26 protein-coding genes are annotated in these 24,940 nt (G+C 64.4%); 5 read left to right on the top strand and 21 right to left on the bottom strand.

What is annotated here, in order from left to right:
* Positions 1-46: 46 nt before the first annotated feature.
* From QQM37_RS00130 to QQM37_RS00110, 5 genes are read right to left on the bottom strand one after another with little or no spacing between them, the layout of a single operon-like run.
* Positions 47-1,021 (bottom strand): nucleoside hydrolase, encoded by a 975-nt coding sequence (locus tag QQM37_RS00130; RefSeq protein ID WP_285723824.1) that lies wholly within the window; start codon positions 1,019-1,021, stop codon positions 47-49.
* Positions 1,018-2,094, bottom strand: a complete 1,077-nt coding sequence (locus tag QQM37_RS00125) for an extracellular solute-binding protein (RefSeq protein WP_285723822.1) — start codon at positions 2,092-2,094, stop codon at positions 1,018-1,020. Before QQM37_RS00125 ends, QQM37_RS00130 begins: the two co-directional genes overlap by 4 nt.
* 39 nt (positions 2,095-2,133) lie before the next feature.
* Positions 2,134-3,150: an ABC transporter ATP-binding protein gene (locus tag QQM37_RS00120; RefSeq protein WP_285723820.1), complete on the bottom strand. Its 1,017-nt coding sequence runs from the start codon at positions 3,148-3,150 to the stop codon at positions 2,134-2,136.
* Positions 3,147-3,971: an ABC transporter permease gene (locus QQM37_RS00115; RefSeq protein ID WP_285723818.1), complete on the bottom strand. Its 825-nt coding sequence runs from the start codon at positions 3,969-3,971 to the stop codon at positions 3,147-3,149. Before QQM37_RS00115 ends, QQM37_RS00120 begins: the two co-directional genes overlap by 4 nt.
* Positions 3,968-4,789, bottom strand: coding sequence for an ABC transporter permease (locus tag QQM37_RS00110; protein ID WP_285723816.1), 822 nt, complete (start codon positions 4,787-4,789; stop codon positions 3,968-3,970). The genes QQM37_RS00115 and QQM37_RS00110 overlap by 4 nt, the downstream gene beginning before the upstream one ends.
* 111 nt (positions 4,790-4,900) lie before the next feature.
* Here QQM37_RS00110 and QQM37_RS00105 point away from each other — a divergent pair, with 111 nt between their 5' ends.
* The 5 genes from QQM37_RS00105 to QQM37_RS00085 all read left to right on the top strand — a co-directional run bounded on the left by QQM37_RS00105 (position 4,901) and on the right by QQM37_RS00085 (position 10,299).
* Positions 4,901-5,896: a LacI family DNA-binding transcriptional regulator gene (locus QQM37_RS00105; protein ID WP_285723814.1), complete on the top strand. Its 996-nt coding sequence runs from the start codon at positions 4,901-4,903 to the stop codon at positions 5,894-5,896.
* Positions 5,897-6,025: 129 nt separating this feature from the next.
* Entirely contained in the window at positions 6,026-6,715 is a 690-nt protein-coding gene (locus QQM37_RS00100) for a GntR family transcriptional regulator (protein WP_285723811.1), read from the top strand.
* Complete coding sequence (locus QQM37_RS00095; RefSeq protein WP_285723809.1) at positions 6,712-8,241, top strand: MmgE/PrpD family protein; 1,530 nt, start codon at positions 6,712-6,714, stop codon at positions 8,239-8,241. The genes QQM37_RS00100 and QQM37_RS00095 overlap by 4 nt, the downstream gene beginning before the upstream one ends.
* Entirely contained in the window at positions 8,241-9,185 is a 945-nt protein-coding gene (prpB, locus tag QQM37_RS00090) for a methylisocitrate lyase (RefSeq protein ID WP_285723807.1), read from the top strand. The genes QQM37_RS00095 and prpB overlap by 1 nt, the downstream gene beginning before the upstream one ends.
* 1 nt (position 9,186) lies before the next feature.
* The gene (locus QQM37_RS00085) at positions 9,187-10,299 is read left to right on the top strand and encodes a bifunctional 2-methylcitrate synthase/citrate synthase (protein ID WP_285723805.1); all 1,113 of its coding nucleotides are present in this window, start codon (positions 9,187-9,189) and stop codon (positions 10,297-10,299) included.
* Positions 10,300-10,316: 17 nt separating this feature from the next.
* On the opposite strand, the gene QQM37_RS00080 is transcribed toward QQM37_RS00085, so the two are convergent.
* From QQM37_RS00080 to QQM37_RS00005, 16 genes are all read right to left on the bottom strand, one after another.
* Positions 10,317-10,892, bottom strand: coding sequence for a hypothetical protein (locus QQM37_RS00080; protein WP_285723802.1), 576 nt, complete (start codon positions 10,890-10,892; stop codon positions 10,317-10,319).
* A gap of 640 nt (positions 10,893-11,532) precedes the next feature.
* Positions 11,533-11,757: a hypothetical protein gene (locus tag QQM37_RS00075; protein WP_285723801.1), complete on the bottom strand. Its 225-nt coding sequence runs from the start codon at positions 11,755-11,757 to the stop codon at positions 11,533-11,535.
* Between the two features lie 730 nt (positions 11,758-12,487).
* Complete coding sequence (locus tag QQM37_RS00070; protein ID WP_285723799.1) at positions 12,488-13,012, bottom strand: 8-oxo-dGTP diphosphatase; 525 nt, start codon at positions 13,010-13,012, stop codon at positions 12,488-12,490.
* 25 nt (positions 13,013-13,037) lie between these two features.
* Entirely contained in the window at positions 13,038-13,769 is a 732-nt protein-coding gene (locus QQM37_RS00065; protein ID WP_285723797.1) for a hypothetical protein, read from the bottom strand.
* A 109-nt stretch (positions 13,770-13,878) separates the two neighbouring features.
* Positions 13,879-14,439: an RNA polymerase sigma factor gene (locus QQM37_RS00060; RefSeq protein WP_285724007.1), complete on the bottom strand. Its 561-nt coding sequence runs from the start codon at positions 14,437-14,439 to the stop codon at positions 13,879-13,881.
* A 91-nt stretch (positions 14,440-14,530) separates the two neighbouring features.
* The gene (xerD, locus tag QQM37_RS00055) at positions 14,531-15,526 is read right to left on the bottom strand and encodes a site-specific tyrosine recombinase XerD (protein ID WP_285723795.1); all 996 of its coding nucleotides are present in this window, start codon (positions 15,524-15,526) and stop codon (positions 14,531-14,533) included.
* Positions 15,527-15,536: 10 nt separating this feature from the next.
* The gene (locus QQM37_RS00050) at positions 15,537-16,196 is read right to left on the bottom strand and encodes an NUDIX domain-containing protein (protein ID WP_285723793.1); all 660 of its coding nucleotides are present in this window, start codon (positions 16,194-16,196) and stop codon (positions 15,537-15,539) included.
* Entirely contained in the window at positions 16,196-17,917 is a 1,722-nt protein-coding gene (locus QQM37_RS00045) for a CTP synthase (protein ID WP_285723791.1), read from the bottom strand. The genes QQM37_RS00050 and QQM37_RS00045 overlap by 1 nt, the downstream gene beginning before the upstream one ends.
* An 18-nt stretch (positions 17,918-17,935) precedes the next feature.
* Complete coding sequence (gene recN / locus QQM37_RS00040) at positions 17,936-19,657, bottom strand: DNA repair protein RecN (protein WP_285723789.1); 1,722 nt, start codon at positions 19,655-19,657, stop codon at positions 17,936-17,938.
* Positions 19,654-20,703 carry an NAD kinase gene (locus QQM37_RS00035; RefSeq protein WP_285723787.1) on the bottom strand — a complete coding sequence of 350 codons (1,050 nt, stop codon included), beginning with the start codon at positions 20,701-20,703 and terminating at the stop codon, positions 19,654-19,656. The genes recN and QQM37_RS00035 overlap by 4 nt, the downstream gene beginning before the upstream one ends.
* Positions 20,700-21,524, bottom strand: a complete 825-nt coding sequence (locus tag QQM37_RS00030) for a TlyA family RNA methyltransferase (RefSeq protein WP_285723785.1) — start codon at positions 21,522-21,524, stop codon at positions 20,700-20,702. The genes QQM37_RS00035 and QQM37_RS00030 overlap by 4 nt, the downstream gene beginning before the upstream one ends.
* A complete protein-coding gene (locus QQM37_RS00025) occupies positions 21,521-21,787 on the bottom strand; it encodes a hypothetical protein (RefSeq protein WP_285723783.1) in 267 nt (88 codons plus the stop codon). Before QQM37_RS00025 ends, QQM37_RS00030 begins: the two co-directional genes overlap by 4 nt.
* 32 nt (positions 21,788-21,819) lie before the next feature.
* Positions 21,820-22,833, bottom strand: a complete 1,014-nt coding sequence (locus tag QQM37_RS00020; protein ID WP_285723781.1) for an HAD-IIA family hydrolase — start codon at positions 22,831-22,833, stop codon at positions 21,820-21,822.
* On the bottom strand, positions 22,830-23,489 hold the full coding sequence (locus tag QQM37_RS00015; protein WP_285723778.1) for a tetratricopeptide repeat protein: 660 nt from the start codon (positions 23,487-23,489) through the stop codon (positions 22,830-22,832). The genes QQM37_RS00020 and QQM37_RS00015 overlap by 4 nt, the downstream gene beginning before the upstream one ends.
* Positions 23,486-24,091, bottom strand: a complete 606-nt coding sequence (locus QQM37_RS00010) for a hypothetical protein (RefSeq protein ID WP_285723776.1) — start codon at positions 24,089-24,091, stop codon at positions 23,486-23,488. The genes QQM37_RS00015 and QQM37_RS00010 overlap by 4 nt, the downstream gene beginning before the upstream one ends.
* A 157-nt stretch (positions 24,092-24,248) precedes the next feature.
* A complete protein-coding gene (locus tag QQM37_RS00005; RefSeq protein ID WP_285723774.1) occupies positions 24,249-24,791 on the bottom strand; it encodes an SRPBCC family protein in 543 nt (180 codons plus the stop codon).
* Positions 24,792-24,940 lie beyond the last annotated feature (149 nt).

Genomic DNA, 24,940 nt, shown 5'->3' with positions numbered 1-24,940 from the left:
CGATCCAGAAAGGCTTCGTAGGACGCTCTCTCAGAAACAGAGTCCGTCATCGTGATGATTCCCTTTCGGTTGTTCCTCCGGCAGGAAAGCCCAGAGTGGTGAGGTGGGTGGTGAGCAGGTCCAGGAAAGCGGCCACCTCGACGGCGCGACCATAGCGGATGTTGGGCATGCGTCCGGAGACGCCACGAATATCCGCCACCACGGCCCCACGGGTCAGCGTTCCGTTCAGCTCCACCGTGGCGGAGGCCTCCTGCCAGGTGATCAGAGAGTCTTCGAGCACAGCGGCAACGGCGAGCGCGTCATGCATCACCGCGACATCCGGCCGTCCGCGGGCCACCATGGTGTTGCACATGTCCAGCAGCATGGTGCCGATCTCCCCTGCGGGAGACGGAAGCGTAGCCAGTTCCACCGCCATCGCCCGGGTCACCAGCGCCTGGCGCGTCACGTCCAGCGGGACCAGCGCGATCCGCTGGCCACGCTCCAGCACCAGGGCCGCGGCCTCGGGATCGGCGAAGAAGTTGAACTCAGCGCTCAACGTCACATTGCCCTGACTGAAGACCGCGCCGCCCATGATCACCAGGCTGCCCAGCGCCTGAATGGTCTCCGGGAAGCGCTCAAAGAGCAGTGCCACGTCGGTCAGCGGGCCGATCGCGAGGAGAACGACCTCCCCCGGGCGGTCGAGAATGAGCCGGGCCATCTGAGCCACGGCATCCGGCAGGATGGGCCGGTCCGAGGCGGGCAGAGAGACCCCGCCCAGACCGCCCGCCCCGTGAACTGGCTCATCCGCGATCCGTTCCCCGCCAGTCAACGGGGATGCGGCACCGGTGTGCACCGGAAAGTCCGCTGCCACTCCCAGCAGATCCAGCAGCGCCGCCGTGTTCACGGTGGCCTGTTCCAGCGAGACGTTGCCCGCCGTGGCCGCAACAGCCAGCACCTCCAGCTCCGGGGAGCTGAACGCCAGGGCCAGGGCCACGGCATCGTCAATCCCGGGGTCGGTGCTGATGATGACGGGCAGAGTCACTTCGCGGTGACTTCCCGGGCATAGCGCTCCACCCAGGCGGAGCGGTTCTGCACAATGGGATCCATGTCGAGGGTCTTGAAGCCTGCCGCAATCGGATCCTTGGCTGCCGCTCCGGAGACCTTCAGCAGGCTGTCCGGAAGGGTGGCCTCCGGGTTCACCGGCTTGTCACCGAGGGTGGCGGCGGAGGCCGTCTGGGCCTGGGCGGAGAGAATGTAGTCGATGAACTTCTCCGCCGCGCTCTGGTGGGCGGTGCCCTTGACGATCATCGCCCGGTTGGTGGACATGTACTTACCGGTCGCCGTAGGCGTCCAGGCCACGGGGGCACCGGACTTGACCAGGTTGACCGCAAAGCCGTCCAGCGCGGGCGCCGCGACGATCTCCTTCTGCTGGAGCAGGCTGGTCACCTCGGTCGAGGCGGTGTAGAACTTCAGGGTCGATGGCGCCAGGGCACCCATCTTCGCCAGTCCCTTGTCGACGTCGAAGGGGCCGGAACCGTAGGCTGTGGAAAAGCCGGAGAGGGTCAGCTGCCCCGACGTCGCGGCGATATCGGGCAGCGCAATCTTCTTGGCATTGGCCGGGTCGGAGAGGGTGTCCCACTGCGCGGCCTTGGCGGCGTCCATGACATCGGTCCGGTACATCATGCCGTTGAGCTGGAAGGTGTAGGCCGGTCCGTTGAGTTTGGTGTCGACGGCGAACGGCGCGACTTTGGCCATGTTCGGCACCTTGGCCGGGTCAACCTTGGCGAACAGATCCTTGGCCTGCCCGGCTGCCGCGTAGTAGTCGGAGATCAGCATGACGTCCACACCGGAGTTCTTGTTCATCTCCAGTTTGGACAGCCGGTCCGCATTGGCGCCGGTTTCCACCTCCACCTTGATGCCGGTGGCCGCCGTGAACGGGTCAAGGATGGCCTTTTTGTAGTCATCGACGCCGAAGGAGAAGGTGCTCAGCACCAGGGTCTTGTCGTCGCCGCCGGCCTGGGTGTCTCCGCCACCGCAGGCGGTCAGGGCAAAGCTGGAGGTGAGCAGGATGGCTGCGCCCACGGCCCATCGGGCGGATCGCTGGTTGAGGTTCATGACGTTCGCTTTCGGGTTGGGAATCTGGTCGGCCGGAATCTAGTCGGCCAGGTGGATGAGATCGCTGGGCCGGATGGCGGCGATGACCTCGGAGCCGGGTTCCAGCGGGGTGCTGGAGGTGGCTGCGGAGTCGGCGCGTACCGTAGCCAGAAGGTCAACGGTGCTACCGGAAGCGTCGGTGGCGGTGGAGCGGACCATGAGGTCCACGCCCCGGTAGGCGATCTGGGTGATGACGGCGGGCAGCCGGTGGCCTCCCGTGCCGACGGCGTCATCCCGGCTCAGCAGCCGCAGGTTCTCCGGGCGGACGGTGGCCTGCGGGTGGTCAGCGGTGGCGAAGAAGTTCTCGTAGCCCATGAATTCCGCCACGAAGCGGTTGGCCGGGCGCTCGAACACATCCTGCGGGGAACCCTGCTGCATGATCTTGCCGCCGCGCATCAGCACCATTTCGTCGCTCATCTCGAGCGCCTCCTCCTGGTCATGGGTCACCAGGATCACCGTTAGCCCGGTCTCCTGCTGGATGCGGCGGATCTCCGCGCGCATCTGCAGGCGGAGCCGGGCATCGAGATTGGACAGCGGCTCGTCGAGCAGCAGGATGTCGGGGCGGATCGCGATGGCCCGGGCCAGGGCGACGCGTTGCTGCTGCCCGCCGGAGAGCGCTTTCGGCTTGCGGTCGCTCAGGTGCCCGAGCCCTACCATCTCCAGTGCCTCGGCCACCCGCTGACGCCGCTCAGCGACGCCGACTTTGCGCAGTTTCAGCCCATAACCCACGTTGTCGCCCACGCTCATATGCGGGAACAGCGCGTAGCTCTGGAAGACCATGCCGAGGTTGCGCTTCTCCGGCGCCAGGCGCGTCGCGTCCTTGCCGTTGATCAGGATCGTGCCGGAGGTGGGCTGGCTGTACCCGGCAATCATCCGCAGCGTCGTGGTCTTACCGCAGCCGCTGGGGCCGAGCAGGGTGGTCAACTTCTGTGCTGCGACGTCCAGGTCCAGCTGATCGACTGCGGTGAAGTCACCGAATCTCTGGCTGACGTCGCGCAGTTGCGCCGCAATGGTCATTTGTTGATGCCTCCGAAGATAGTGGCGAAGCCGACGGTGCGCTCTGCGATAAAGGCGAAAAGGATGGTGGCCACCAGGATCAGGGTGGACATGGCCGCAATCATCGGGTCATAGGATTTCTGGACGTAGTCGAGCATCGAGACCGGCAGGGTGCTGAAGGTGCGTCCCTGCAGGAGCAGGGAGAGCGGCACATTGTTGAAGGAGGTCACAAAACTCAGCAGTGCTGCCGAGACCAGACCCGGCCGCAACAGCGGCAGCGTGACGGTGCGGAAGGTGGTGAAAGGGCCTGCGCCCAGTCCACGCGCAGCCTCTTCAACCAGCGGATCCGCCAGGGCCAACGATGCCCCGGTGACCCGCACCGCGTACGGGATCAGCAGTGCCGTATGACCAACCAGCAGGGCCACGAATGTGGAGGTTCCCAGTCCGGCGATGAGCTGCTGGTACAGGGCCAGGCCCACCACGAGCTCGGGCACGATCAGTGGGCTCAGGAACAGGCCCTGGATGAAGCCCTTCCCGCCGAGGGTGCTTCGTTGCAGCGCCAGCGCTGCGGGCACCCCGATCAGCAGGGCGAGCAGTGTGGAGACGATCGCCAGTTCCGCGCTGGAAACCAGGGAGGTCATGAACGGCTTGTAGGCCACGGCGGCACCAAACCATTTCAGCGAGAGGCTGTCCGGCGGAAAACGCAGATTGTCTCCCCCGGAGAAGGCTGCGGCCACCACGAAGAGGATCGGCACAAGCATCACGATGTAGCCCAGCACAGCGAGGCCGCCGAGCACGGGGTGACGATCCGTGCGAACAGGAGCAGCGGTGCGCGGGCTCATGTGAGCTTGCCTTTCCGTGCCCCGAGCGCCGCCGAGATCGCCGAAATGCCGAAGACCAGCACGGTCATCAGGATCGCGACCGCAGAGGCAGCGGCCCAGTCGATACTCACCGAGGAGTAGTTGAACAATTGAGTGGCCAACATCTTCTGGTTACTGCCGCCCAACAGGTAGGGCGTGGTGTAGGCCGTCGTGGCGCCGGCAAAGACCAGGGTCGCGGCGACGATGACGCCCGGGATGGACAGCGGAAGGGTCACGGTCCAGAGGACCCGGCTGCGGGAGGCGCCGAGGCCGCGGGCGGCATCGTCCAGTCCGGCATCGACCTGGGCGACGGCCGAGTAGCAGGAGATGATGGCCAACGGCAGAAACAGCTGCACCAGGCCCAGCACAATGGCCGATTCGGTGTACAGCAACTGCGGTGCGGGCAGTCCCACCGCGGAGATCAGCTGACCGATGACGCCGTTCTTGCCGAGCAGGACCAGCCAGCCGTAGGTGCGCACCACATTGCTCAGCAGCAGCGGGAAGATCGCCAGCGCCAGCAGCACACCGGACCACCGTGAGGTGGACCGGGCCAGCAGGAGCGCAATGGGAAAACCGAGCGCCAGGCAGAACGCCGTCACGAGGAGCCCCAGTCCCATGGTTCTGCCGATAATGGTCAGATCATAGGGATCCTGGAGCATGCGCAGCAGCCGTGCAAAAACCTGAGCGGTGGAGATCCCGGGCGGCGCAAGGAGGAGCATCATCGCAGGCAGGCAGAAGCCCACCAGAATGAAGATCAGTCCCGGCCCCAGCAGCAGGAGCGAAGATTTCTTTGACAGCACCCGACGGCACTCCGTTTCGAGGTACGATTTCCTGACGAATGAAACCGGTTGTACAACCGGTTTCATGACAGAGTACACAATGACGACGCCGTCAGGGAAGGGTGTGACGCAATGGTGACTTTGGCCGATGTCGCCCGGCGGGCTGGTGTATCCAAGGCGACCGCCTCGCGGGCGCTCAATCAGCCTCAACTGCTTGCCCCCTCAACGCGCGATCGCGTCGTCGATGCCGCTGCGGCACTGGGCTTCACCGCCAATCGTGCCGCCCGGGCCCTGGCCAAGGGTGCAACAGGCCTGGTGGCCGTGGTGGTCCCCACTCTGGAGAACAGCTTCTTCACCCCCATCATTCAGGGAGCCCAGCGCGCTGCGGAGCTGGGTGACCTACATGCCACGGTCAATGTACTGGAGGCCGGTACCGAGATCGAACAGCAGCGCCTGTTGCGTCTGGCCGAGCAAGTCGATGGCTTTGTCCTCGCCTCGCCGCGCGCCTCGGAGGCCTTCCTGAAGACCCTGGCCCAGTTGAAACCGCTCGTGACCGTGGACCGCGTGGTGGAGGGTATCCCCTCGGTCATCGCGGATACCCCTACCGCTCTGCGGGAGCTGGTCGCGGGGCTGGTGACAGCCGGGCATCGGCGAATCGCTTATGTCAGCGGGCCGGCGGGCTCCTGGATGGACCAGCGGCGCCTCGCTGCGGTCAGAGAGGCCGCCGGAGCGAATTGCGCCATCGACGTCATCGGCCCCCTGCCGCCGGTCTTCTCCGCCGGTGCCGAGGTGGCCCGCCAGCTGACGGGAACCGGAGCCACCGCGGTGGTGGTCTACGCCAGCGCCATCTCCCTGGGCTTGCTCTTTGAACTCCAACGTCAGGGAGGCTCTATCCCGGAAGGCCTCCTGGTGGCCAGCGCGGACGACCTTGCCATAGACACCCTGGCCGGACTGGATATCACCGCGCTCAAGGTCGATGCCGACCGGGTCGGCGAGACGGCCATGCAGGCACTGCTGGGCAGACTGACCGGCCAGGCCGAATCGGCTCCTCTGCATCAACGGGTGGCCGTGCCACTGCAGTGGGCCGCCGCGGGCTCAGCCAATCGAGTCAACCAGGCCAGCGAGTAGCCTGATCGACGGGGTACATGATGCCGCGCGTCACCGGCCAGCCTGCTCGCAGGATCGCCCCACGTATACACAGCTAAACCATTTTCACACTTCATCGCCATAGATACCCTTTATGTATACAATCGATTCATGCGAGCGAGCGAGAAGGCTTACCAGTCGCTCCACCAGGACATCGTGGCCTGGCGGATCGCTCCCGGCACCCTGCTCGCCGAGGTGGAGCTCTCCGAACGTCTCGGAGTGAGCCGCACTCCCATCCGTGAAGCCCTGGCCCGGCTCAGTGCAGAAGGACTCACGACGGCGAAAGGCGGCCGCGGCGTCGTTGTCACCGAGGTCTCTCTCGACGCGGTCCGCGAACTCTACGAACTCCGGGAGACGCTGGAAGTCAAGGCCGCCGAATTGGCAGCCCAACGCGGCGATCCCACCGTTTTCGAGGGCCTGGCGCAGCGATTCCGCCTGGCCCAAAAGAATCTGGCCCAGCAGAATCTGGCCCAGCAGACCAGCTCCACGCATGCCTCCACCGAGGCCTACTACCAACTCTCCGCAGAGCTCGATGCCGCCCTCAACCAGCACTGCGGGAACGCCCGGCTGGCGGCGACCCTGAACACGCTGCGGCCACTGCTGGCCCGAGCCCGCAGGATGGCACAGGAGCACCCGGACCGGCTGGCCGAGACCGCCGCTGAGCATGCCGCCATCGCCAGGGCCATCGCGGCAGGAAACCCCCGGCTGGCCGCTGCCAGCACCGTAGTCCATCTGAACAATTCCCTGCAGCACATCCTCCAGGGGCTGCCGTCCACCGACAGACAAGGATCCACACCATGAAAAACCAGCACGTCCGGGTCTACACCAGCGAGGAAAATCTTCCCCGTGCAGAGCAGCTCGCCTTCAAGATCGCCCAGGTCGCCGTGGACCCGGTTGCTGTGGAGGACCAGGTCACCGAGATGATCATCAACCGGATCATCGACAACGCCTCGGTGGCCATCGCCTCGCTGAACCGCGCTCCCATTGTGGCCGCTCGGGATCAGGCGCTGGCGCATCCGGTATCCGCTCACGGCAGAGGATCGGGGATCTTCGGTATCACCGAAGTCTCCAGCCCGGAATGGGCCGCCTTCGCCAACGGCGTCGCGGTCCGGGAACTGGACTACCATGACACTTTCCTCGCCGCCGAATACTCGCACCCGGGTGACAACATCCCGCCGATTCTGGCCGTCGCCCAGCACACGGGCCGCAGCGGAAAAGACCTGATCCGCGGTCTGGCGACCGGCTACGAGATCCAGATCGACCTGGTCAAGGCGATCAGCCTGCACCGGCACAAGATCGACCATGTGGCGCACCTCGGCCCCTCTGCTGCGGCCGGCATCGGAACCCTGCTCGGGCTGGATGCGGAGACCATTTTCCAGGCGGTGGGCCAGGCCCTGCACACCACCACCGCCACCCGGCAATCCCGGAAGGGGCAGATCTCCACCTGGAAGGCCTACGCTCCTGCCTTTGCCGGAAAGATGGCCATTGAGGCCGTGGACCGGGCGATGCGCGGTCAGACCTCCCCCGAGCCGATCTACGAAGGCGAGGACGGCGTCATCGCCTGGCTGCTGGACGGCCCGGATGCCTCCTACGAGGTGCCACTTCCCGAACCCGGTGAGGCCAAGCGCGCCATTCTGGATTCCTACACCAAGGAGCATTCCGCCGAGTATCAGGCGCAGGCCTGGATCGACCTGGCGCGCAAACTCCACGGCGAACATCCGGAACTGGCGGACCCCAGGCAGGTGGCCGGCATCGTGCTCCACACCAGCCACCACACGCACTATGTGATCGGCTCCGGGGCCAATGACCCGCAGAAGTATGACCCCACGGCCTCCCGGGAAACTCTGGACCACTCGATCCCCTACATCTTCGCGGTGGCGCTGCAGGACGGCAGCTGGCATCACGTGGATTCCTACACGCCGGAGCGCGCTCAGCGCCCGGACACGGTGGCCTTGTGGAACACAATCACCACCGCGGAGGACGCCGAGTGGACGCGTCGCTACCACTCGCTGGACCCGACAGAAAAGGCCTTTGGCGGCCGGGTCGAGATCGAACTGACCGACGGCCGCAGGATTGTCGATGAGATCGCGGTAGCCGACGCCCATCCGCTCGGCGCACGGCCCTTCGCCCGGGCAAACTACATCGCCAAGCTGCGTGCGCTGGCCCTGAGGTCCGGGAACGACGGCGCCGTGGAAGAGGCCGAGCTGGATCGGTTCCTGGCCGCCGTCGAGCGCCTGCCCGAGCTCCAGGCCGGTGAGCTGGACCAGCTGAACATCCGGGCCAAAGACGGCTTCGTCATCACCGGCGCCACCCAGGGGCTGTTCTGATGCTGTACGCCAAAACCACTGCGGCACAGAAGCGGATCACACTGCGCGCCCTGCTGGCTTCCGGAAAGCTCCAGCAGTTCCCCGGAGCCTTCAACCCGCTCTCCGCCCGGCTCATTCAGGACAAGGGCTTCGACGGCGTGTACATCTCCGGAGCGGTCCTTTCGGCAGATCTGGGCCTACCGGATATCGGCCTGACCACGCTGACCGAGGTGGCCGGGCGGGCACAACAGATCGCCAGGATGACTGACCTTCCCGCGATCGTGGATGCGGACACGGGTTTTGGCGAGCCGATGAACGTGGCCCGCAGCGTCCAGGAATTCGAGGACGCAGGGCTGGCCGGGCTGCATATTGAAGACCAGATCAACCCCAAGCGCTGCGGCCACCTCGATGGGAAGGCCGTGGTGGATCTGGACACCGCGCTCAAGCGCATCCGGGCCGCAGCCGACGCGCGACGGGATGAGAACTTCCTGATCATGGCACGGACCGATGTGGCTGCGATGGAGGGTACCGCTGCGGCCGTGTACCGGGCCAAAGCCCTGGTCGATGCCGGTGCGGACGCCATCTTCCCCGAAGCCATGCACACGCTCGAGGATTTCGCAGCGATCCGGGCAGCCGTGGATGTGCCGATCCTGGCGAATATGACCGAGTTCGGCAAGAGCGAGCTCTTCACGGCGGAGCAGCTCTCCGGCGTGGGCATCAATATGGTCATCTACCCGGTGACACTTCTGCGCAGCGCCATGGGGGCGGCCGAGCGGACGCTGGAGGCCATTGCGGCGTACGGTACCCAACAGCCGGTGGTCGATCAGATGCAGACCAGGGCCCGGCTCTACGAGCTGGTGGATTACCAGGGCTACAACCATTTCGACTCTGCAGTCTTCAATTTTGCCGTGCCCGCGCAGTACAGTCAGCAGGGAGTGGCGTCGACGTCGAAGGAGAATGACTGATATGAGCGAGCAGGAGATTCGAAAGGGCCTGGCCGGCGTCGTCGTCGACTACACCGCGATTTCCAAGGTCAATCCGGAGAGCAATTCCTTGCTGTACCGCGGCTACCCGGTGCAGGAGCTGGCCGCACAGAAGAGTTTTGAAGAGGTGGCGCTGCTGCTCTGGAAGGGCGAGTTGCCTTCCGAGGCGGAGCTGACCGAGTTCGAAGCGACGGAGCGAGCCAATCGCGCTCCGGACAGCCGGGTGAAGGCCGCCATCGACCTGCTGCCGCTGACCTGCCACCCGATGGATGTCTGCCGGACCGCCACGTCCGTGATCGGCGCCAACCATCCGTTGGCAGAGGATTCCTCCCCGGAGGCGAACCTGCGCAAGGCCCAGGAATTGTTCGCTGCGATGCCCGCCGTGGTGGCCTATGACCAACGACGCCGGACTGGGCTGCCCGCGGTGCCGCCGCGGGAGGATCTGGGCTACTCGGCCAACTTCCTCTGGATGACGTTCGGTGAGGAGGCTGCGCCGGAGGTGGTGGAGGCCTTCAACGTGTCGATGATTCTGTACGCCGAGCACTCGTTCAACGCGTCGACCTTCACGGCGCGCGTGGTGACCTCCACTCTCTCGGATTTGCATTCGGCCGTGACGGCCGCCATCGGCGCGCTCAAGGGCCCGCTGCATGGCGGTGCCAACGAGGCCGTGATGCATACCTTCGAAGAGATCCAGAGCACCGGAGTCGATCCTGCCGCCTGGCTGCAGGATGCGCTGGCGCAGAAAAAGAAGATCATGGGCTTCGGTCACCGGGTGTACAAGAACGGTGACTCCCGGGTACCCACCATGCGCGGCGCGCTGGAGAAGATGGTGGAGCACTACCAGCGCCCTGATCTGCTGGAGCTGTACACCGGCTTGGAGGAGGCGATGGGTACGGCGAAGAACATCAAGCCGAATCTGGATTACCCTGCCGGGCCGACGTACCATCTGATGGGCTTCGCCACCCCGACCTTCACCCCCCTGTTTGTGGCCGCCAGGATCACCGGCTGGAGTGCACATGTGATGGAGCAGGCGGCGTCAAACTCCCTGATCCGGCCATTGAGCGCCTACAACGGCGTAGCGGAGCGGCATCTCTGAGAGCGGCATCTCTGGCATCAGACCGGGTTGATGAAGGAGTGGACCGATAGGTCATCCTCGCTGACGTCAGCAGCCCAGGCAGCGAGGCCGTCCGTCACCCACTGCACACTAAGACTCACAGTCAGGCCTCCTGCACTGGTTCCGCTGAGTCCGAAAGAAACCATCGTCCATTCCTTGGAGTGCGCCAAAACCACCGTTGTTAGGGATTGAAGGTGACTCTTTCGCTCTTTCGTGAGATACCAGCCCACACTCAATGGGTCCACGTCACTCCGCCGCATCGAGGGGTGAACCGACCAGGAGTCGACAAACGGTCCGGTCACGGGGGTGGCTGACAGCGCATCCAGGGACCCGTCATGGAAGGTGGAAACCAGCTTCACCCACTGACCAATGCGGCTAGACCGGTCCGGCAACAAATCGGCACTGAACACTCTCACCTTCGAGCTGGTGCTGTCATGGTCTCGCTGCTGTTCTTCAGAGAGGGTCTCATCGTAAGGGGTTCGACGAGGGCGAATGAAGTACTCGCCTTCGTCATTGACGAACAACCGGCCGATAGTCAGGACAGCATCACCATTATGGACGGCAGTCAGCCTCATAACTCCAGCCCTCCTCATGGGTTCGCTCTCCTGGAAAAATCAGTGCAGTGGGTAAGTGCCATCTGGCGCCCACACCCACAACGACCATCGCCCAGGATTAATCGCACTGTTTAGGTCGTTCTGATAGCACTTATAGTCATGAATATAGGCGTGTGTTGATACCACATAGAATGCCGCCGCCTCACAGGTAGCTTCAGTGTAATAGTAGTCTTCCCAGATCCACCAAATATATGCGACCTGTGGCGAGACGATTGTGCTGGACGTCAGCGACGAAGGCACCACTCCAGCAATCTGCGTTGAATGAACAGGCGTCGCCGCCGAAGCACCCCCACCACCTAGGAGCGCCAATGAGATGCTTGCAGCAATGCAGGTAAACAGTCTTATTATTTTTTTCACGAATCCTTCTCTCCTTCAAGAATTCTGACCCCCTGGAGAAGAATAAACTTCTCGTGCCCGAGATAAAGTCATGGATGTTGGAACTGGTCAACCGAATCCCGCAAGATTGAGCCCGAGGTAGCCGAACCCGTAAGACACTTGCGCTACATGCGCCACAAAAAGGCTCCTGCTATACAATGACCACAAAACGCTGTCGATCAAAGCATTGCACCCCGATTCTGACACGAGAGACTCCGGAATGGTGTCAGAACGGCGGATATGCGCTGTCCGGCGCCAGGAACCACAGCGACCATTGACCCGGATTATTCTGCCCATATTGATTTTGAATGCACTCGTAGTCACGAATCGCGCCGCTTCCGTTATGAAAGTTCATCCACTCAAACGCCGCGGTCCTGCAATCCAGATTATTGAAGTAGTTGTCCGATTTAAGCCACCAAACTAGTGCGACGGCGGGAGCCTGGATAGACATCGAAGGAGCTGGAACACTCGAAAACTCCAACTCCCCAGCGCCCGGAACCTGTGAAGCAGAAGCTGTGGCAGATCCCGCGAACCCTAGAAATAACATCACAGCAAGGACGAATGAAATTCTCCTAAATACTCTCACATCAAAACTCCCTAAAACTCGAGAACAACAGTCGATCGCTCTCAATCCTGACTCTTTCAGGCTTGATTTGAAACTACTATGTAGTCAATTGTTATTCAAGGTTATTGTGAAAATTCACAGCACATAGTGTGTATATTGTCAGATTTCTGTCAGCTTGCCCATTGCCATCAGCACTTCGTATAGATCCTGAACTGCTGTCCTGAGCCGGTCTTGCTCGGTTCTTGTATCCCAGGAAACACCTACATGCGGGGATCACCAGCCGGGGCCAGACGTGCCCCAACCGGAACGAGCATCCGCAATCCGGTCAGTATCGTGCGAAGCTTATCGCTACCGCGCAACCGGTGACCCGCCCCGATGTCCAGGCAACCGACAAGGCTCTTCTCGTATTGCCGTAGTGTGCTCACCATCTGGCTAGTTCTCAGCACGAATAGTAGAACCTGTCGTCTCGGGCCGGGCAACGGCTAGCACCCTTGGCACCCGCCTTCTAGCGGAGATCATGGAGGCCTTCTAGCTGCCCAAGCAGACTAATCCCTTGCTGATTCCCCCGCATTGTCGCTGCTGGTGCGATCCTCCCCAGCGATCAGGTCAGTCGCATTCAGCTGCGGGACTCGACCCGGTCCACCCCTTCGTTGTCCGCTGCCATGACAATCGTGAAGTGCTGAGCTGCGCCATCGTCCGCTTGCGTGTCCGACTCAGTGTCCGCTGCTGTGTCGTGGCCGATCAGGGCCGGTAGCCAGTGGGCTGCGTCCTGCCACATCTTTCCGAGCGGAAGCGCGGTCAGTGGGTACCAGGCCGGCGCGATTTCCTCCGTCTCAACCGGCTGACTGGTCCAAGCCTTGCTGACAAAGACGGCGGTATCCATATCCCAGTCCGGTTGGGCAGGAAAGCGGAAGTTGACTGTTCCGCGGAACTCGCAATCGGACGGACGCACGGTCACCGAGGTTTCCTCCGCCATCTCGCGGACGGCGGCCTCGACTGCGCTCTCCCCCGATTCGACATGACCGCCGATGCCGACGATCTTCCCGGTGCCGAAGCCCGTCTTCTTCAGACCGAGCAGGACTTCCGTTCCCTGGAGTCCGCTGCGCAGCAGGAAAAGCAGGACGACCGGAGCAGCAGGCATGGTCACAGTCTAGGGTGGTGCCTGGCTAAGGCACCGCCCGTGAATTGGTGGTACTCCCTGGTTCTGCCTTCAACTCGGGCACCTGATAGATCAGTGAATCCGGAATTCCGGCGCCCCGTAGTTGCTGGAGCCATGATGACCGAAGTTGGTCCTGCAACACTTTTCCTTGGACCTGCGCCTCGGTGGGTGAATCAGCGGAGAAAACCATTTTGGTAGGCAAAGCGCTGAAAAAGAGCTGGAACCGCATACTGCCTTGCTCTCGGTGAGCAAAATAGTACGGCCCCTGATCCGACATCATGGTGACGGTAAATGGCTGCCCTCCGGGGGGTGTGGGCGGCAGGGTCTGCACAGCGACAACGGGAGGGAGGTTGATCTGACCCGACCGGCTTCGGACGAACATCGCCCAGTCCCCTTCGCACGCGACAGGCATGAAGTACTCCGGATGCTCCGCGACACTTCGCGCCACATCTGACGACGAGGGATCGGCGCTCATGGTCTGTGCAGCGCATGTCGCATCCGGTGCGAATCCGGCAGCAGTTGGAGTGGCGAGCATCGGTGAGCCGGACACGTTGGCCGGCACTGGTGACCCCGCATTCACAGTGCCCGGACTCAGCGCAAAACCTCCCCAGATCGCACCCACCGCCACCACAGCTGCAGCGGCAACTCCCGCTCTCAGCAGATTGGCCGCAGAGAAGCGAGACCGTGCTTCGTGACGGTTCAGCTCCAGAATTTCTGCATCAGGCTCCGCGAGCTCCACCGAGCCTCGGTCAATCGCGGCGCTCATGGCTGGCCTGGGCACCTCATGACCATCCGACACCGGGTTCGCGCGGCGGATGAGGCGCTCTATCGAATCGTTGTCAGGCATTTTAGCCCTCCCCTTCAAGGTTCATCTGCGATGGCAGGTTCCGCGCGAATGCCTTGCGAGCGCGGAACAGTCTGACACCAGCGGCGGATTCAGAGCAGTGGAGAATGGAGGCAATCTCGGCGAGGCGGAGATCATCCCAATAGGCAAGAATCAGGATTTCTCGATCCTTGTCCCGAAGTCGCTGGAGAGTTTCACTCACCCGCTCGTGATCGGCATCACCCCCAGCGCTCTCCTGCCGACCCCGGTGTGCCTGCTCCAGGCGGAGCCGGAGCTCTTCTGCCCGCTTCCGCCCCCGATATTCATTGCCCACCAGGTGATGCGCGATGCGGAGGAACCAGCCGATACCTATGTCTGATAAGGCATCCGGGTCGGCCCGGACCTTTTGCCACGCGACCCGGAACACATCGGCCGCAATTTCTTCGGCGGCTTCCTCCGAGGCCACCCGGCGACGAACGTAGTTCAGGACGCGCGACTGGAATTCCCGGTGGAGTGCCGCGAACTCATGTTCCTGAATAGTCGCCTGGCGCACAGTCACCCCGTTCACTTGATTAAGGACCTTCACATCCTTCAAGTTTCCGTCACGGCATGAATCTTTACGCTGATCTCCAAAGTTTGCACCAGATACCTCGCATCGAGTGTCGAGAAGGCGCCGCTCAGCGCGAGGGGAACTGAGCCCTCGGGTGCGCGGAGGCGTAGATCTCCCGCAAGGTGTCCGCGGTAACCAGGGTGTACACCTGCGTCGTGGTGACTGAGGCGTGCCCCAGCAGCTCCTGAACCACGCGCACATCCGCCCCGCCTTCCAGCAGGTGCGTGGCAAAGGAATGCCGCAATGTGTGTGGGGAGACCTCTTTGGTGATCTGCGCCCGTTCGGCGGCAGCCTTGAGAATCGTCCAGGCGCTCTGTCGACTCAGCCGCCCACCCCGCGCATTCAGGAACAGCGCCGGTGTCCCGGTCTTGCCCTGCACGGCCAGCAGTGGGCGCCCACGGACCAGATAGGCCTCTACCGCCCGCGCCCCATAAGACCCCAAAGGCACCACGCGTTCCTTGGATCCCTTGCCGAACAACCGCACCACGGCCGGGCCGGACCCGGAAGCGCCACCGGCAGCGGCATCGGACTCGGCGCTATGCAATGGCACCACCACGTCATCGACGTCCAGCCCCACTGCTTCAGAGATTCGCGCCCCGGTCGAATACAGAAATTCCAGTAGCGCCCGGTCCCTCAGGCCGGTGGCCGTATCCTGGTTGGCCGCTTCGAGAATCCGCGTCACCTCGTCGACGCTGATCGCCTTGGGCAGCCGCCGTCCCGGCAACGGAGGGTGCACATCGGCTGCCGGGTCCGCTGCGGTCACTCCCTCCAGCGCCCAGTATTTGTGCAGGCCGCGTACCGCCACAATGGTCCGCGCCGCCGAGCGCACACTCAGTGGCGCCCTGCCATCCGCCCCGGAGGGCAGCGCCTGGGCAAAGGCACTGACGATGCCACGCGTCACCTCACCCGGCTCACTCACTCCCTGACCCGCCAGAAAGCTCAGGTAGCGTCCCACATCCCTGCGATAAGCGGCCAGGGTGTTCCTGGCCAGTCCGCGCTCGATGGCGAGGTGGTTCACATAGTCCTCAACGGCATCGTTGAGTGCGGGGGCAGGGGTGGGCATGGCCGGTCAGTCAGGAAACGTCGTTGACCGTGCGCAAATGTTCAGGTTGCATCGGCCAGGGAGCATCGCCAGGGCGAAGAACCGTCTGGCCGGAGGCAGCGCGCGCGTCCGCCACGGACAGCGCCAGAATCCCCGCGATAGCGCTAAAACTGTGCACCTCGCCGGCCAGCACCGCGGTCACCGCTTCTTCCAACGGCACCCAGAGCAGCTGAATCTCCGCTTCCTCCTCGGTGCGCACATGGCGTTCCGCTTCGGAAACCTCGCTCAGGCCCTCGGCCAGGTAGATCCGTACCGATTCCGAGGAGGAGCCTGCCGAGTTGAAGTTATCTACCAGCACCTGCCAGCGCTCGGCCCGAAGGTCGGCCTCCTCCAGCAGTTCCCGGGCCGCAGCGAGCAAGGGATCCTCTCCGGCAACGTCCAGCAGCCCGGCCGGAATCTCCCACAAAGAAGCCCGCACGGGGTGGCGGTACTGGCGGAGCATGAGCACCCGCCCGGCGTCGTCACGCGGCAGAATGGCCACCGCCCCCGGGTGGTCGATGAACTGCCGGGTGATCCGGTCGCCACCGGCACTCAGCTCGAAGGTTTCGCTGACCACGTCCCAGATCTTGCCGTGGAACACCGTTTCGCGTTCCAGAACCAGCCGGGCGTCATGCCCATCGTGAAGACTCATCAGAGCTCAAGCAGCCGGGTCTCGGCCTGCCGGGCCAGCGCGGCGCGGATCAGTCCGGCAAAGAGCGGATTGGCCCGGGTCGGCCGGGATGAGAGCTCGGGGTGGGCCTGGGTTGAAACGTAGTACGGGTGAACTTCCCGCGGCAGCTCCACATACTCGACCAACTTGCCGTCCGGCGACGTCCCGGAGAAGACCAGTCCCGCCTCGCTGAGCTGAGGACGGTACTTGTTGTTGACCTCGTAACGGTGACGGTGCCGCTCGCTAGCGGTGGTGGAGCCGTACACCTCAGCCACGATGGAATCCTCGAGCAGCTTCGCTTCATAGAGGCCCAGACGCATCGTGCCACCCAGATCGCCCTTGCCGTCCACGATGTCCAATTGCTCTTCCATCGTCGCGATCACGTGGTGCGGCGCGTTCGGCTCAAATTCGGAGGAGGATGCCCCCTCAAGCCCCAGCACATTGCGCGAGTACTCGATCACCATGCACTGCAGACCCAGGCAGAGGCCCAGGGCGGGAAGCTTGTTTTCGCGCGCCAGGCGCAGGGCACCGAGTTTGCCCTCGAGGCCGCGAATGCCAAAGCCTCCCGGGACCACGATGGCGTCCACACCCTCCAATGCGCGGGCGGCACCTTCCGGTGTGGCGCAGTCGTCGGAGGGGACCCATCGGATCTTCACGCGGGCGTTATTCGCGAAGCCGCCGGCGCGCAGGGCCTCGGTGACCGAAAGGTACGCGTCCGGCAGATCGATGTACTTGCCGACCAGGGCGACCTCAACATCATGAGCCGGGTGGTGGACGGCGGTGAGCAGCGTGTCCCAGGTGGTCCAGTCGACATCGGTGAAACGCAGATCCAGCGCACGCACAATGTAGGCGTCCAGGCCCTGGCTGTGCAGTGTCTTGGGGATGTCGTAGATGCTGGGAGCATCGGGGCAGCCGATCACGGCGTCGACGTCCACATCACAGGCGCGGCCGATCTTTTCCCGCATGGAGTCGGGCAGCTCCCGATCGGAACGGAGGATCAGCGCATCGGGCGCGATGCCGAGCGAACGCAACGCTGCCACGGAGTGCTGGGTGGGTTTGGTCTTCAGCTCCTGGGAGGGGCCGATGTACGGCACCAGGGAGACGTGCAGGAAGAAGACGTTGTTGCGGCCCACATCCTGGCGCACCTGGCGGGCGGCTTCCAGGAAGGGCTGGGATTCGATGTCGCCTACCGTGCCACCAATTTCGGTGATGATCACATCGGGGGCGTTCTTACCTTCGGCAGGAAGGCGCATCCGGCGCTTGATCTCATCGGTGATGTGCGGGATGACCTGCACGGTGTCGCCGAGGTATTCACCGCGACGCTCCTTGGCAATGACGGTCGAATAGATCTGGCCGGTGGTGACGTTGGCGGATCCCTCGAGGCTTTCGTCGAGGAAGCGTTCGTAGTGGCCGATGTCCAGATCGGTTTCGGCGCCGTCTTCCGTGACGAATACTTCGCCGTGCTGGAACGGGTTCATCGTGCCCGGATCCACATTGAGATACGGGTCGAGCTTCTGCATCGTGACGGAGAGCCCGCGGGCCCGCAGGAGGTGGCCCAGACTGGAGGCGGTCAGGCCTTTGCCCAGGGAGGAAGCCACACCACCTGTGACAAAAATATGGCGGGTAGAAGCCGCCGAAGAGCCGTTGGAGGGACCTGAGAACCGGGAATTTGATCGCTGCACCACGGAATTCAAGGCTACCATGTGCGGCGCTCTCCAGCGTCACTCCACCGCGGAGTGCTCCAGCAATTCGCGGGCGTGCGCCTGCGCGCTCTCGGAATCCTCTTGGCCAGCCAGCATTCGCGCCAGTTCCCGCACTCGGTCCTCCCCTTCCAGCACCGCGACATCGGAGGAGGTCAGCGCGCCCTCCGATGTTTTGAGCACCCGCAGATGCTGATCCGCAAAACTGGCGACCTGCGGCAGATGGGTCACCACGAGCACCTGCACGGTCCGGGCCAGCCGGGCGAGCCGCCGGCCGATCTCCACCGCCGCTTTTCCGCCCACCCCGGCATCCACTTCATCAAAAACGAAGGTCGGAACCGGATCCACTGCCGCCAGGACCACCTCCACGGCCAGCATGACGCGGGACAACTCACCACCGGAGGCACCCTTGCCCAGTGGGCGCGGCGCAGCGCCGGGGTGCGGCTGCAGTTCAAAGGAAATATCGTCCGCCCCGTGCGCCGCCCGCTCGGCCGGGCGCAGTTCCACCAGCAGCCGGGCCTGTGGCATGGCCAGGGCGCGCAGCTCCTCGGTCACCCCTTCGGACAGCCGGGCTGCAGCGATCTGACGGGCCTCGCTGAGCCGGGCCGCCAGTTCGGCACAAGCCGCATCCGCTACCTGCGCCTCGGCCTCACGCTGCTCCAACGAGGCGGCCCCGCCGTCCAGCTCGTCCAGCCGGGCCCGGGCCGTCTGTGCCCAGGCAATCACCTCGTCGATGCCGGAGGGCTCGGCGCCTTCCAACGCTCCGTATTTGCGGACCAGCACGGCCAGCTCTCCGCGACGATCTTCGATGGTGCCCAGGCCGCTGAGTGCCTCGGCATCGAGGCCAGCCAGGTAGCTGGCCAGTTCGGCGGCGATATCCGCCAGCAGATAGCCGACCTCCTGAAGCCGTCCTGCAGCTGCGGACAGGGCCGGATCGTGATCGGCCACACCCTCCACGGCCCGTCGGGCGGCATCGACCAGACTCGTGGCATCACTGGCCTCGCCGAATTCCTCTGCGCTGAGCGCTTCATGAGCAGACCCTGCTGCCAGGCGCAGGGATTCCAGATTCGCCAGCCGCAGGGATTCTGCTTTGAGCGCCCGGTCCTCCCCCGGTTGCGGATCCACGGCATCGATCTCGGCCAGAGCCACGGTCAGGCGTTCCAGTTCCTGAGCCTGCGCCTCACCGGCATTCCTGGTGCTGGCCAGCCGATCCTCGGCCGTCCGCCATCGTTCATAAGCCTGCCGATAGGCCTGGCGCAGACTGGTGAGCGCTTCGCCGCCAAAGGCGTCCAGCGCCTGTCGTTGAGCGGCGGCACCACGCAACCTGATCTGGTCCGACTGCCCATGGACCACCACCAGCTCCTCGCCGACCGCAGCCAGCGTGGCGACCGGTACGGTGCGTCCGCCCAGGTAGGCGCGGCTACGCCCCTCCGCCGAAATGCTGCGCGCCAGCAGAAGTTCACCGACCTGACCTGCGTCCTCCACCACAGCGCCGGCTTCCTCTGCCCGGTCCAGGGCGCGGTGTCCCCGGGACAGCAGTACCGTGGCCTCGGCCGATGCCGTCGCTGCCCCCAGACGCACCGCTCCGGAGTCGGAGCGCCCACCGAGCAGCAGCCCGACGGCCGTCACCACCATGGTCTTGCCGGCACCGGTCTCACCGGTGACCACGGTCAGCCCCGGGCCCAGAGGGACCGTAGCCTCAGTGATGACCCCGAGATCACGAATGCGGAGTTCTTCGATCATTCCGTGGTGCTCTCTGTGCTGCTGTCCTGAAGGGCCTGTTCCACCCTCAGAGCCGACTCTGAGGCAACGGCATCGGGCGTGATCCGCGGCTTCGTATGAACCAGCGGGATCGGCTCGGTACCTGCCTGCTGTGCGGCAGCGCGAGGCCCACGCCAGCCCTGGACCGGGAGTTCGAATTTGCGCACCAGTCGTTCGGAGAACGGCACCAGACGCGTGCGGGCCAGGCGCACCGGCGTCGCGGAGCGGGTCACCTCGATCCGGGATCCCGGCAGCACCGGCCAGGACCGGCGTCCATCACACCACATGATGCCGTGCTCCTGGGTTCGCTCCACCACCTCGACGGCCAGCATGGACTGCGGAGAAACCACCAGGGGCCGGGCAAAGAGGGCGTGCGCACTCAACGGCACCATCAGCATCGCCTCCACTTCAGGCCAGACGACGGGTCCACCGGCGGAGAAGGCATAGGCCGTCGATCCCGTAGGGGTGGACATGACCACCCCGTCGCAGCCGAAGGAGCTCAGGGGGCGACCGTCGACCTCAATCACCATCTCCAGCATGCGTGCCCGGTCGCTCTTCTCGACCGACACCTCGTTCAGCGCCCAGGTGTGAGCCACTTTCACTCCTGCGGAGAACAGCGTGACATCGATCGTCATCCGCTCCTCGACCGTATAGTCGCGGGCCACCACCCGGTGCACGGTGTCCTTGAGATCGGCCCGTTCGCTTTCCGCCAAGAAGCCCACATGCCCCAGATTGACGCCCAGCACCGGAACCTCGGTGCCGCGGACCAGCTCGGCTGCCCGCAGAATCGTCCCGTCGCCGCCCAGCACCATGACGAGCTCAAGCTCCGCCAGTTCCAGATCGCGCCCCAACTGTGCTACCTCAGGCAGTACCGGGCCGAAGTGCGCTGCCAGATCCGCGAAGTCCTCCTCCGTCATCGCCGGGCGCAGACCCGCCTCCTGGAGCTGACCGCAGACGCGGAGTGCCGCGGTCAGGGCTTCTTCCCGACCTGTGTGCGCCAGGATCAGAATGTTCCGCATCTCGCTCATCCTTCGCTCCTCCGAGGCCAGTACCGGTCCACGAACTCTTCCGCAGATTGTTGCCCTGTTTGGTCTGGATCCGGGCTGTCCTCGCCGGCGGCACCCAGCCACAGGAAGTATTCCAGATTTCCGTCCTGGCCCGGAAGGGCACTGGCCGCCAGACCCCGCAGCGACAGCGCCGCCTCCACGGCAGCCACCGCCACCGAGGTGACAGCCTTGCGCCGCATCACCTCAGAGCTCACGACGCCGGTGTGCGCCAGCGATTCCCGACCCACCTCAAACTGAGGCTTGACCATCAGCAGTAGCTGCGCGCCCGGCACACAGACCGCGGCGAAGGGCCGGAGCACCAGAGTCAGTGAGATAAAGGACAGATCCGCGACCACCAGATCCACGGCCCCGCCTAGACTATCCACGCTCAGCTCGCGGACATTGTAGCCCTCGTGGACCTGTACCCGGGGGTCCCGTCTGAGTTGGTCCACCAGCTGACCATGGCCGACGTCGACGGCCAGCACTTCCCGCGCCCCGGCCTCGAGCAGCACCTGAGTGAAACCGCCCGTGGACGCTCCCGCGTCGAGACAGCGTGCACCGCTCGGATCGACCAGCGGAAAAGCCTCGAGCGCACTGATCAGTTTCAGGGCGGCCCGCGAGACGTAGTGACTGGTCGGTGTGCCGGCCACCGTCAGACCGGCCTCCGGAGCCACTGGGTGGGAAGCTTTGGTCGCCACCACGCCGTTGATGCTGACCGCACCTTCACCAATCAGTTTGCCAGCCTGCGTCCGGGAGCGGGCCAGTCCGCGCCCCACGAGTTCCTGGTCCAGACGTCGATTCACGGCGCTCCGGCAATCATCCCGGCCTGCGAAGCCGGCGAGGCGTCCAATGCCTCGGCCAGCTCATTCCGGAGTTCCTCATACAGCGCCGGGTGCTCACTCAGTGGGCGCTCAGGCAGCTCAGCAAGAACCGCCAGCGTCCTGTTGACTGCCGCATCGCCGGTGGTCACGAGGCCCTCCGGCCAGGCGGCAGCATCCGGCCAGGCCTGTGCATCGGGTGCGGGCAGTGGCCTCTGAATCGTGGGATCTGTGGGGTTCTCGGCCATGATGCCAGTGTACTGTTTGCCCCTCGCCGCTTTCAGGAACGCGGCGTTCCCCGCCACATCAGCACGGGGTCGGTCACAGTCTCTGGCTGGGGAACGGCCTGCCACCAGGCGGCGCAGGCCGCCCGCCAGCCATCCAGCGACTCGGCGGGGCCGAAGATCTCAACCGTCGCGGCGGCATCGTCGGTGGCTTCATGGACCGTCGCCCAGGCATCGCCGCAACGCCACCCGTTATCCTCTTCCCGCACGATGGCGGCCGGGGCGTGAAGTTCGTCCAGCCCGGCCAGCAGGTAGCGCGGGCGCTCAGCAGTCACGGCCTGAAGTGCGCTCAGAGCGGTATCGACGCCGGTGAGCACGAGTGCAGTGGCGTATCCCGCGCGGTTGCCGCCCAGAATGTCCGTATCCAGCCGATCGCCCACCACGAGCGGTTTGACCGAGTGTAGCGCCTGCGCGGCTGCCCGGAACAGCGTGGGCTCCGGCTTGCCGGCGACGAGGGGCTGCTGGCCCGTGGCAGCCGCCACTGCAGCCACCAGCGAGCCGTTTCCGGGGGCCACACCCCGTGCCACCGGAATGGTGCGATCGGTGTTCGTGGCCACCCAGAGCGCGCCAGTCGTCACGGCAAAGGAGGCTTCCGCCAGATCGGACCAGCCGAGCGAGGGATCGAAGCCTTGGATGACCGCATCCGGGGCGTCATCGGCGCTGCTTACTAGCGTGAATCCCAGGGCGGTGACTTCCGAGCGGAGAGCCTCGCTGCCAATCACCAGGACCCTGGAGCCGGGCGGGGTGTGTTCGGCCAGCAGCTGTGCACCAACCCGGCTGGAGCCAAAGACGGTCTCTGCGGTGGCCGGCGCACCGAGCTCGCGCAGATGTGCAGCGACGGCTTCCGGGCTGCGGGAGGCGTTGTTGGTCACATACCCCAGGCTCAGGCCCTCTCGATCGGCCCGCTGAAGGGCTTCCACCGCGCCGGGGATGGCGTGAGGACCGGCATAGATCACGCCATCGAGGTCACTCAGGAGCGCGTCATGTCCGTCCAGCAATGCCCCGCTCACTCCTCGTCCTCGGGAGCAAGATCCAGGATCTCGGGTTCTTCATCCTCTTCGTCGCCGCGTAGCGCACGCTCGGCCACGAGTGCCTGCGCGCGCCACGAGGCGGCCTCGGCAGTCTGACCATCGGCGTCCAGCGCATCGGCGTACACATCGAAGAGCCGTGGAGAGAAGGAGAAGGCCCTGTTTTTGTCCAGTCCACGCACCTGCAGAGCAGCCAGGGCGGCTTTCGGATCCCCCTGGTCGAGATGCGCCCCGGCCACCACCATGGCCAGTTCAACGGTTCCGGCAGCGTCCAGTTCCTTGGCCTCGTCGCTGGATCCGATGTCAATAGCCTTTTCCGGTCGGCCCAGGCCCCGTTCGCAATCAGCCATCAGCGGCAGGTGCACATTGGAGCCGGAAATCCGACGGTAGGTCCGGAATTCCCGCAGTGCTTCGTCATACTTACCAGCCGCGTAGGCGGTCAGCCCCACAGCTTCCCGGACTGCTGCCAGTCGCCCGCCGCGACGACTCGCGGCCAGCGCGTGCTGGAAGGCCAGCTCCGGTTCGTCGTCGATCAGGCGTCCCGCCATCACCAGATGCTTCGCCACCCATTCGCCGCTGCGTGATTCAAGAGTGCGCAGCTGAGCGCGAGTAACGCGGTCCAGTTCGGTGCCGGTCACTCCCTCATCGATTTCGGGTGAGCGTTCACGGTCCGGGCGGTTTGAACGACGCAGGTCACGCGCGTTGTGCTCTTGCACGCCGGCTGGTTCCTCACGCCGCTCGGGGCGGACGAAACTGGAGCGGTCGCGGTCGTTGGAGCGGCCGTAGGCCGGACGCCCGCGGTCACCTGATCGGTCCCGGTCATAGCTGGAACGGTCGGCGCGGGGTGCACCCAACCGACGGTCGTCGGATCGACGGTCTTCAGGCCGACCGTCGGAATTTCGGCGAGGACCGCGTGCGTCCGGTCCGCTGAGCCTCGAGGAACCTCGGCGATCATCACCACGACGTTCGTCATTGCGCCGATCGTCCCCGCTGCGGGGTGCGTCGGAAGAGAAGCGTCGGTAGCCATTGGCGTCACGGTCACCGCCGCGGGGTGCGGGCCGGTCAGAGAATCGACGCTCGGGACTCTCGCCCCGGAACCCTGGGCGCTCATTCCGGGGGTTCTCCCGGCTGGAACCCCCGCGATCAGCGGAGTGTGACTGACCGAACCTGGGGCGATCATCAGAAGCGCGGCCGAATCCTCGGCCAGTTCGCTCCTGGTTGGGACGATCGCGACGGGCACCTTCGAACGATGAGCGTTCCGGCCTGCGAATCTCCCGCCGGGGATCATTCCCGCGGTCGTTGCCGTCATGCTCAGTCATCGATACTCCTCGTCGCGCGATTCCTGCCAGACGGCGGAATCTCCCCTATTGAAAAAATGTGGTTGAAAATATGGTGATTTACTCCAGTCTAGTCGAACCACTCCGGTCGATGCGCACGGGCACCTCAGCTACGCCCATGAAGCGGGCAAAGCGGCCCAGGATGACACCCCAGTCCAGAGTCGGCTGCTCCGGCTCACCCGCGGACCGTTCGTCCTGGCTGACAGTGACCAGAGTCCCCTCGGGATGGTCGGAATCGGTGGCTGGCTGAGACTGACAGCTGAGCTGAAGCCTGCTCGGAGCGACCGGGCCGCTGTCCAGAAAGAAGTTCAACACCACGGTCGATGGCGGATTCCACCGACGTACGGCTCCCCACACCTTCCGCTCGCCGTCGGGTGATTCCTCCACGAGGTAATCGCCCTCGAAGTCCAGTTGGTGATCTGCACCACTCCCGGGGCCCCAGGCACTGTAAAGGGCCAATGGCCACCAGAGGTGAATCAGATCGGTCAGCGCCTCGAAGGCAACAGAGGGCCGAACCGGGACTACTACCTCGGCCTTCAGGGCGTCTGCTTCACGGTGTATCGACTCCGGAGGAACGGCCGCATGGGAAAAGAGTGAGTCCATACTTCACGGTACCGCGTCCCAGCACTCTCCTGTTTGAGTGGGAGTTGTTGCACAAAATTCGCAAGCTTTTGTGCAGTTGCCTGTACCTGTTTGGGGGTGCTTGGCTGGTGTTCATTGGTGGGTGGGTGGGGTGTTAAAGGGGTGTGGCC

This window comes from Psychromicrobium xiongbiense, from assembly GCF_030271165.1.
Taxonomy (GTDB): Bacteria; Actinomycetota; Actinomycetes; order Actinomycetales; family Micrococcaceae; genus Renibacterium; species Renibacterium xiongbiense.
The sequence above is the reverse complement of the archived record's forward strand: the minus strand, read 5'-3'. Positions and strand labels throughout refer to the sequence as shown.

Bases quoted from the DNA above. Each gene is read 5' to 3' on its own strand.
- QQM37_RS00125 (WP_285723822.1), bottom strand. From the start codon at position 2,094: ATGAACCTCAACCAGCGATCCGCCCGATGGGCCGTGGGCGCAGCCATC.
- QQM37_RS00120 (WP_285723820.1), bottom strand. From the start codon at position 3,150: ATGACCATTGCGGCGCAACTGCGCGACGTCAGCCAGAGATTCGGTGAC.
- QQM37_RS00115 (WP_285723818.1), bottom strand. From the start codon at position 3,971: ATGAGCCCGCGCACCGCTGCTCCTGTTCGCACGGATCGTCACCCCGTG.
- QQM37_RS00105 (WP_285723814.1), top strand. From the start codon at position 4,901: ATGGTGACTTTGGCCGATGTCGCCCGGCGGGCTGGTGTATCCAAGGCG.
- QQM37_RS00100 (WP_285723811.1), top strand. From the start codon at position 6,026: ATGCGAGCGAGCGAGAAGGCTTACCAGTCGCTCCACCAGGACATCGTG.
- QQM37_RS00095 (WP_285723809.1), top strand. From the start codon at position 6,712: ATGAAAAACCAGCACGTCCGGGTCTACACCAGCGAGGAAAATCTTCCC.
- prpB (WP_285723807.1), top strand. From the start codon at position 8,241: ATGCTGTACGCCAAAACCACTGCGGCACAGAAGCGGATCACACTGCGC.
- QQM37_RS00085 (WP_285723805.1), top strand. From the start codon at position 9,187: ATGAGCGAGCAGGAGATTCGAAAGGGCCTGGCCGGCGTCGTCGTCGAC.
- QQM37_RS00080 (WP_285723802.1), bottom strand. From the start codon at position 10,892: ATGAGGCTGACTGCCGTCCATAATGGTGATGCTGTCCTGACTATCGGC.
- QQM37_RS00075 (WP_285723801.1), bottom strand. From the start codon at position 11,757: ATGTCTATCCAGGCTCCCGCCGTCGCACTAGTTTGGTGGCTTAAATCG.
- QQM37_RS00070 (WP_285723799.1), bottom strand. From the start codon at position 13,012: ATGCCTGCTGCTCCGGTCGTCCTGCTTTTCCTGCTGCGCAGCGGACTC.
- xerD (WP_285723795.1), bottom strand. From the start codon at position 15,526: ATGCCCACCCCTGCCCCCGCACTCAACGATGCCGTTGAGGACTATGTG.
- QQM37_RS00050 (WP_285723793.1), bottom strand. From the start codon at position 16,196: ATGAGTCTTCACGATGGGCATGACGCCCGGCTGGTTCTGGAACGCGAA.
- QQM37_RS00045 (WP_285723791.1), bottom strand. From the start codon at position 17,917: ATGGTAGCCTTGAATTCCGTGGTGCAGCGATCAAATTCCCGGTTCTCA.
- recN (WP_285723789.1), bottom strand. From the start codon at position 19,657: ATGATCGAAGAACTCCGCATTCGTGATCTCGGGGTCATCACTGAGGCT.
- QQM37_RS00035 (WP_285723787.1), bottom strand. From the start codon at position 20,703: ATGAGCGAGATGCGGAACATTCTGATCCTGGCGCACACAGGTCGGGAA.
- QQM37_RS00025 (WP_285723783.1), bottom strand. From the start codon at position 21,787: ATGGCCGAGAACCCCACAGATCCCACGATTCAGAGGCCACTGCCCGCA.
- QQM37_RS00005 (WP_285723774.1), bottom strand. From the start codon at position 24,791: ATGGACTCACTCTTTTCCCATGCGGCCGTTCCTCCGGAGTCGATACAC.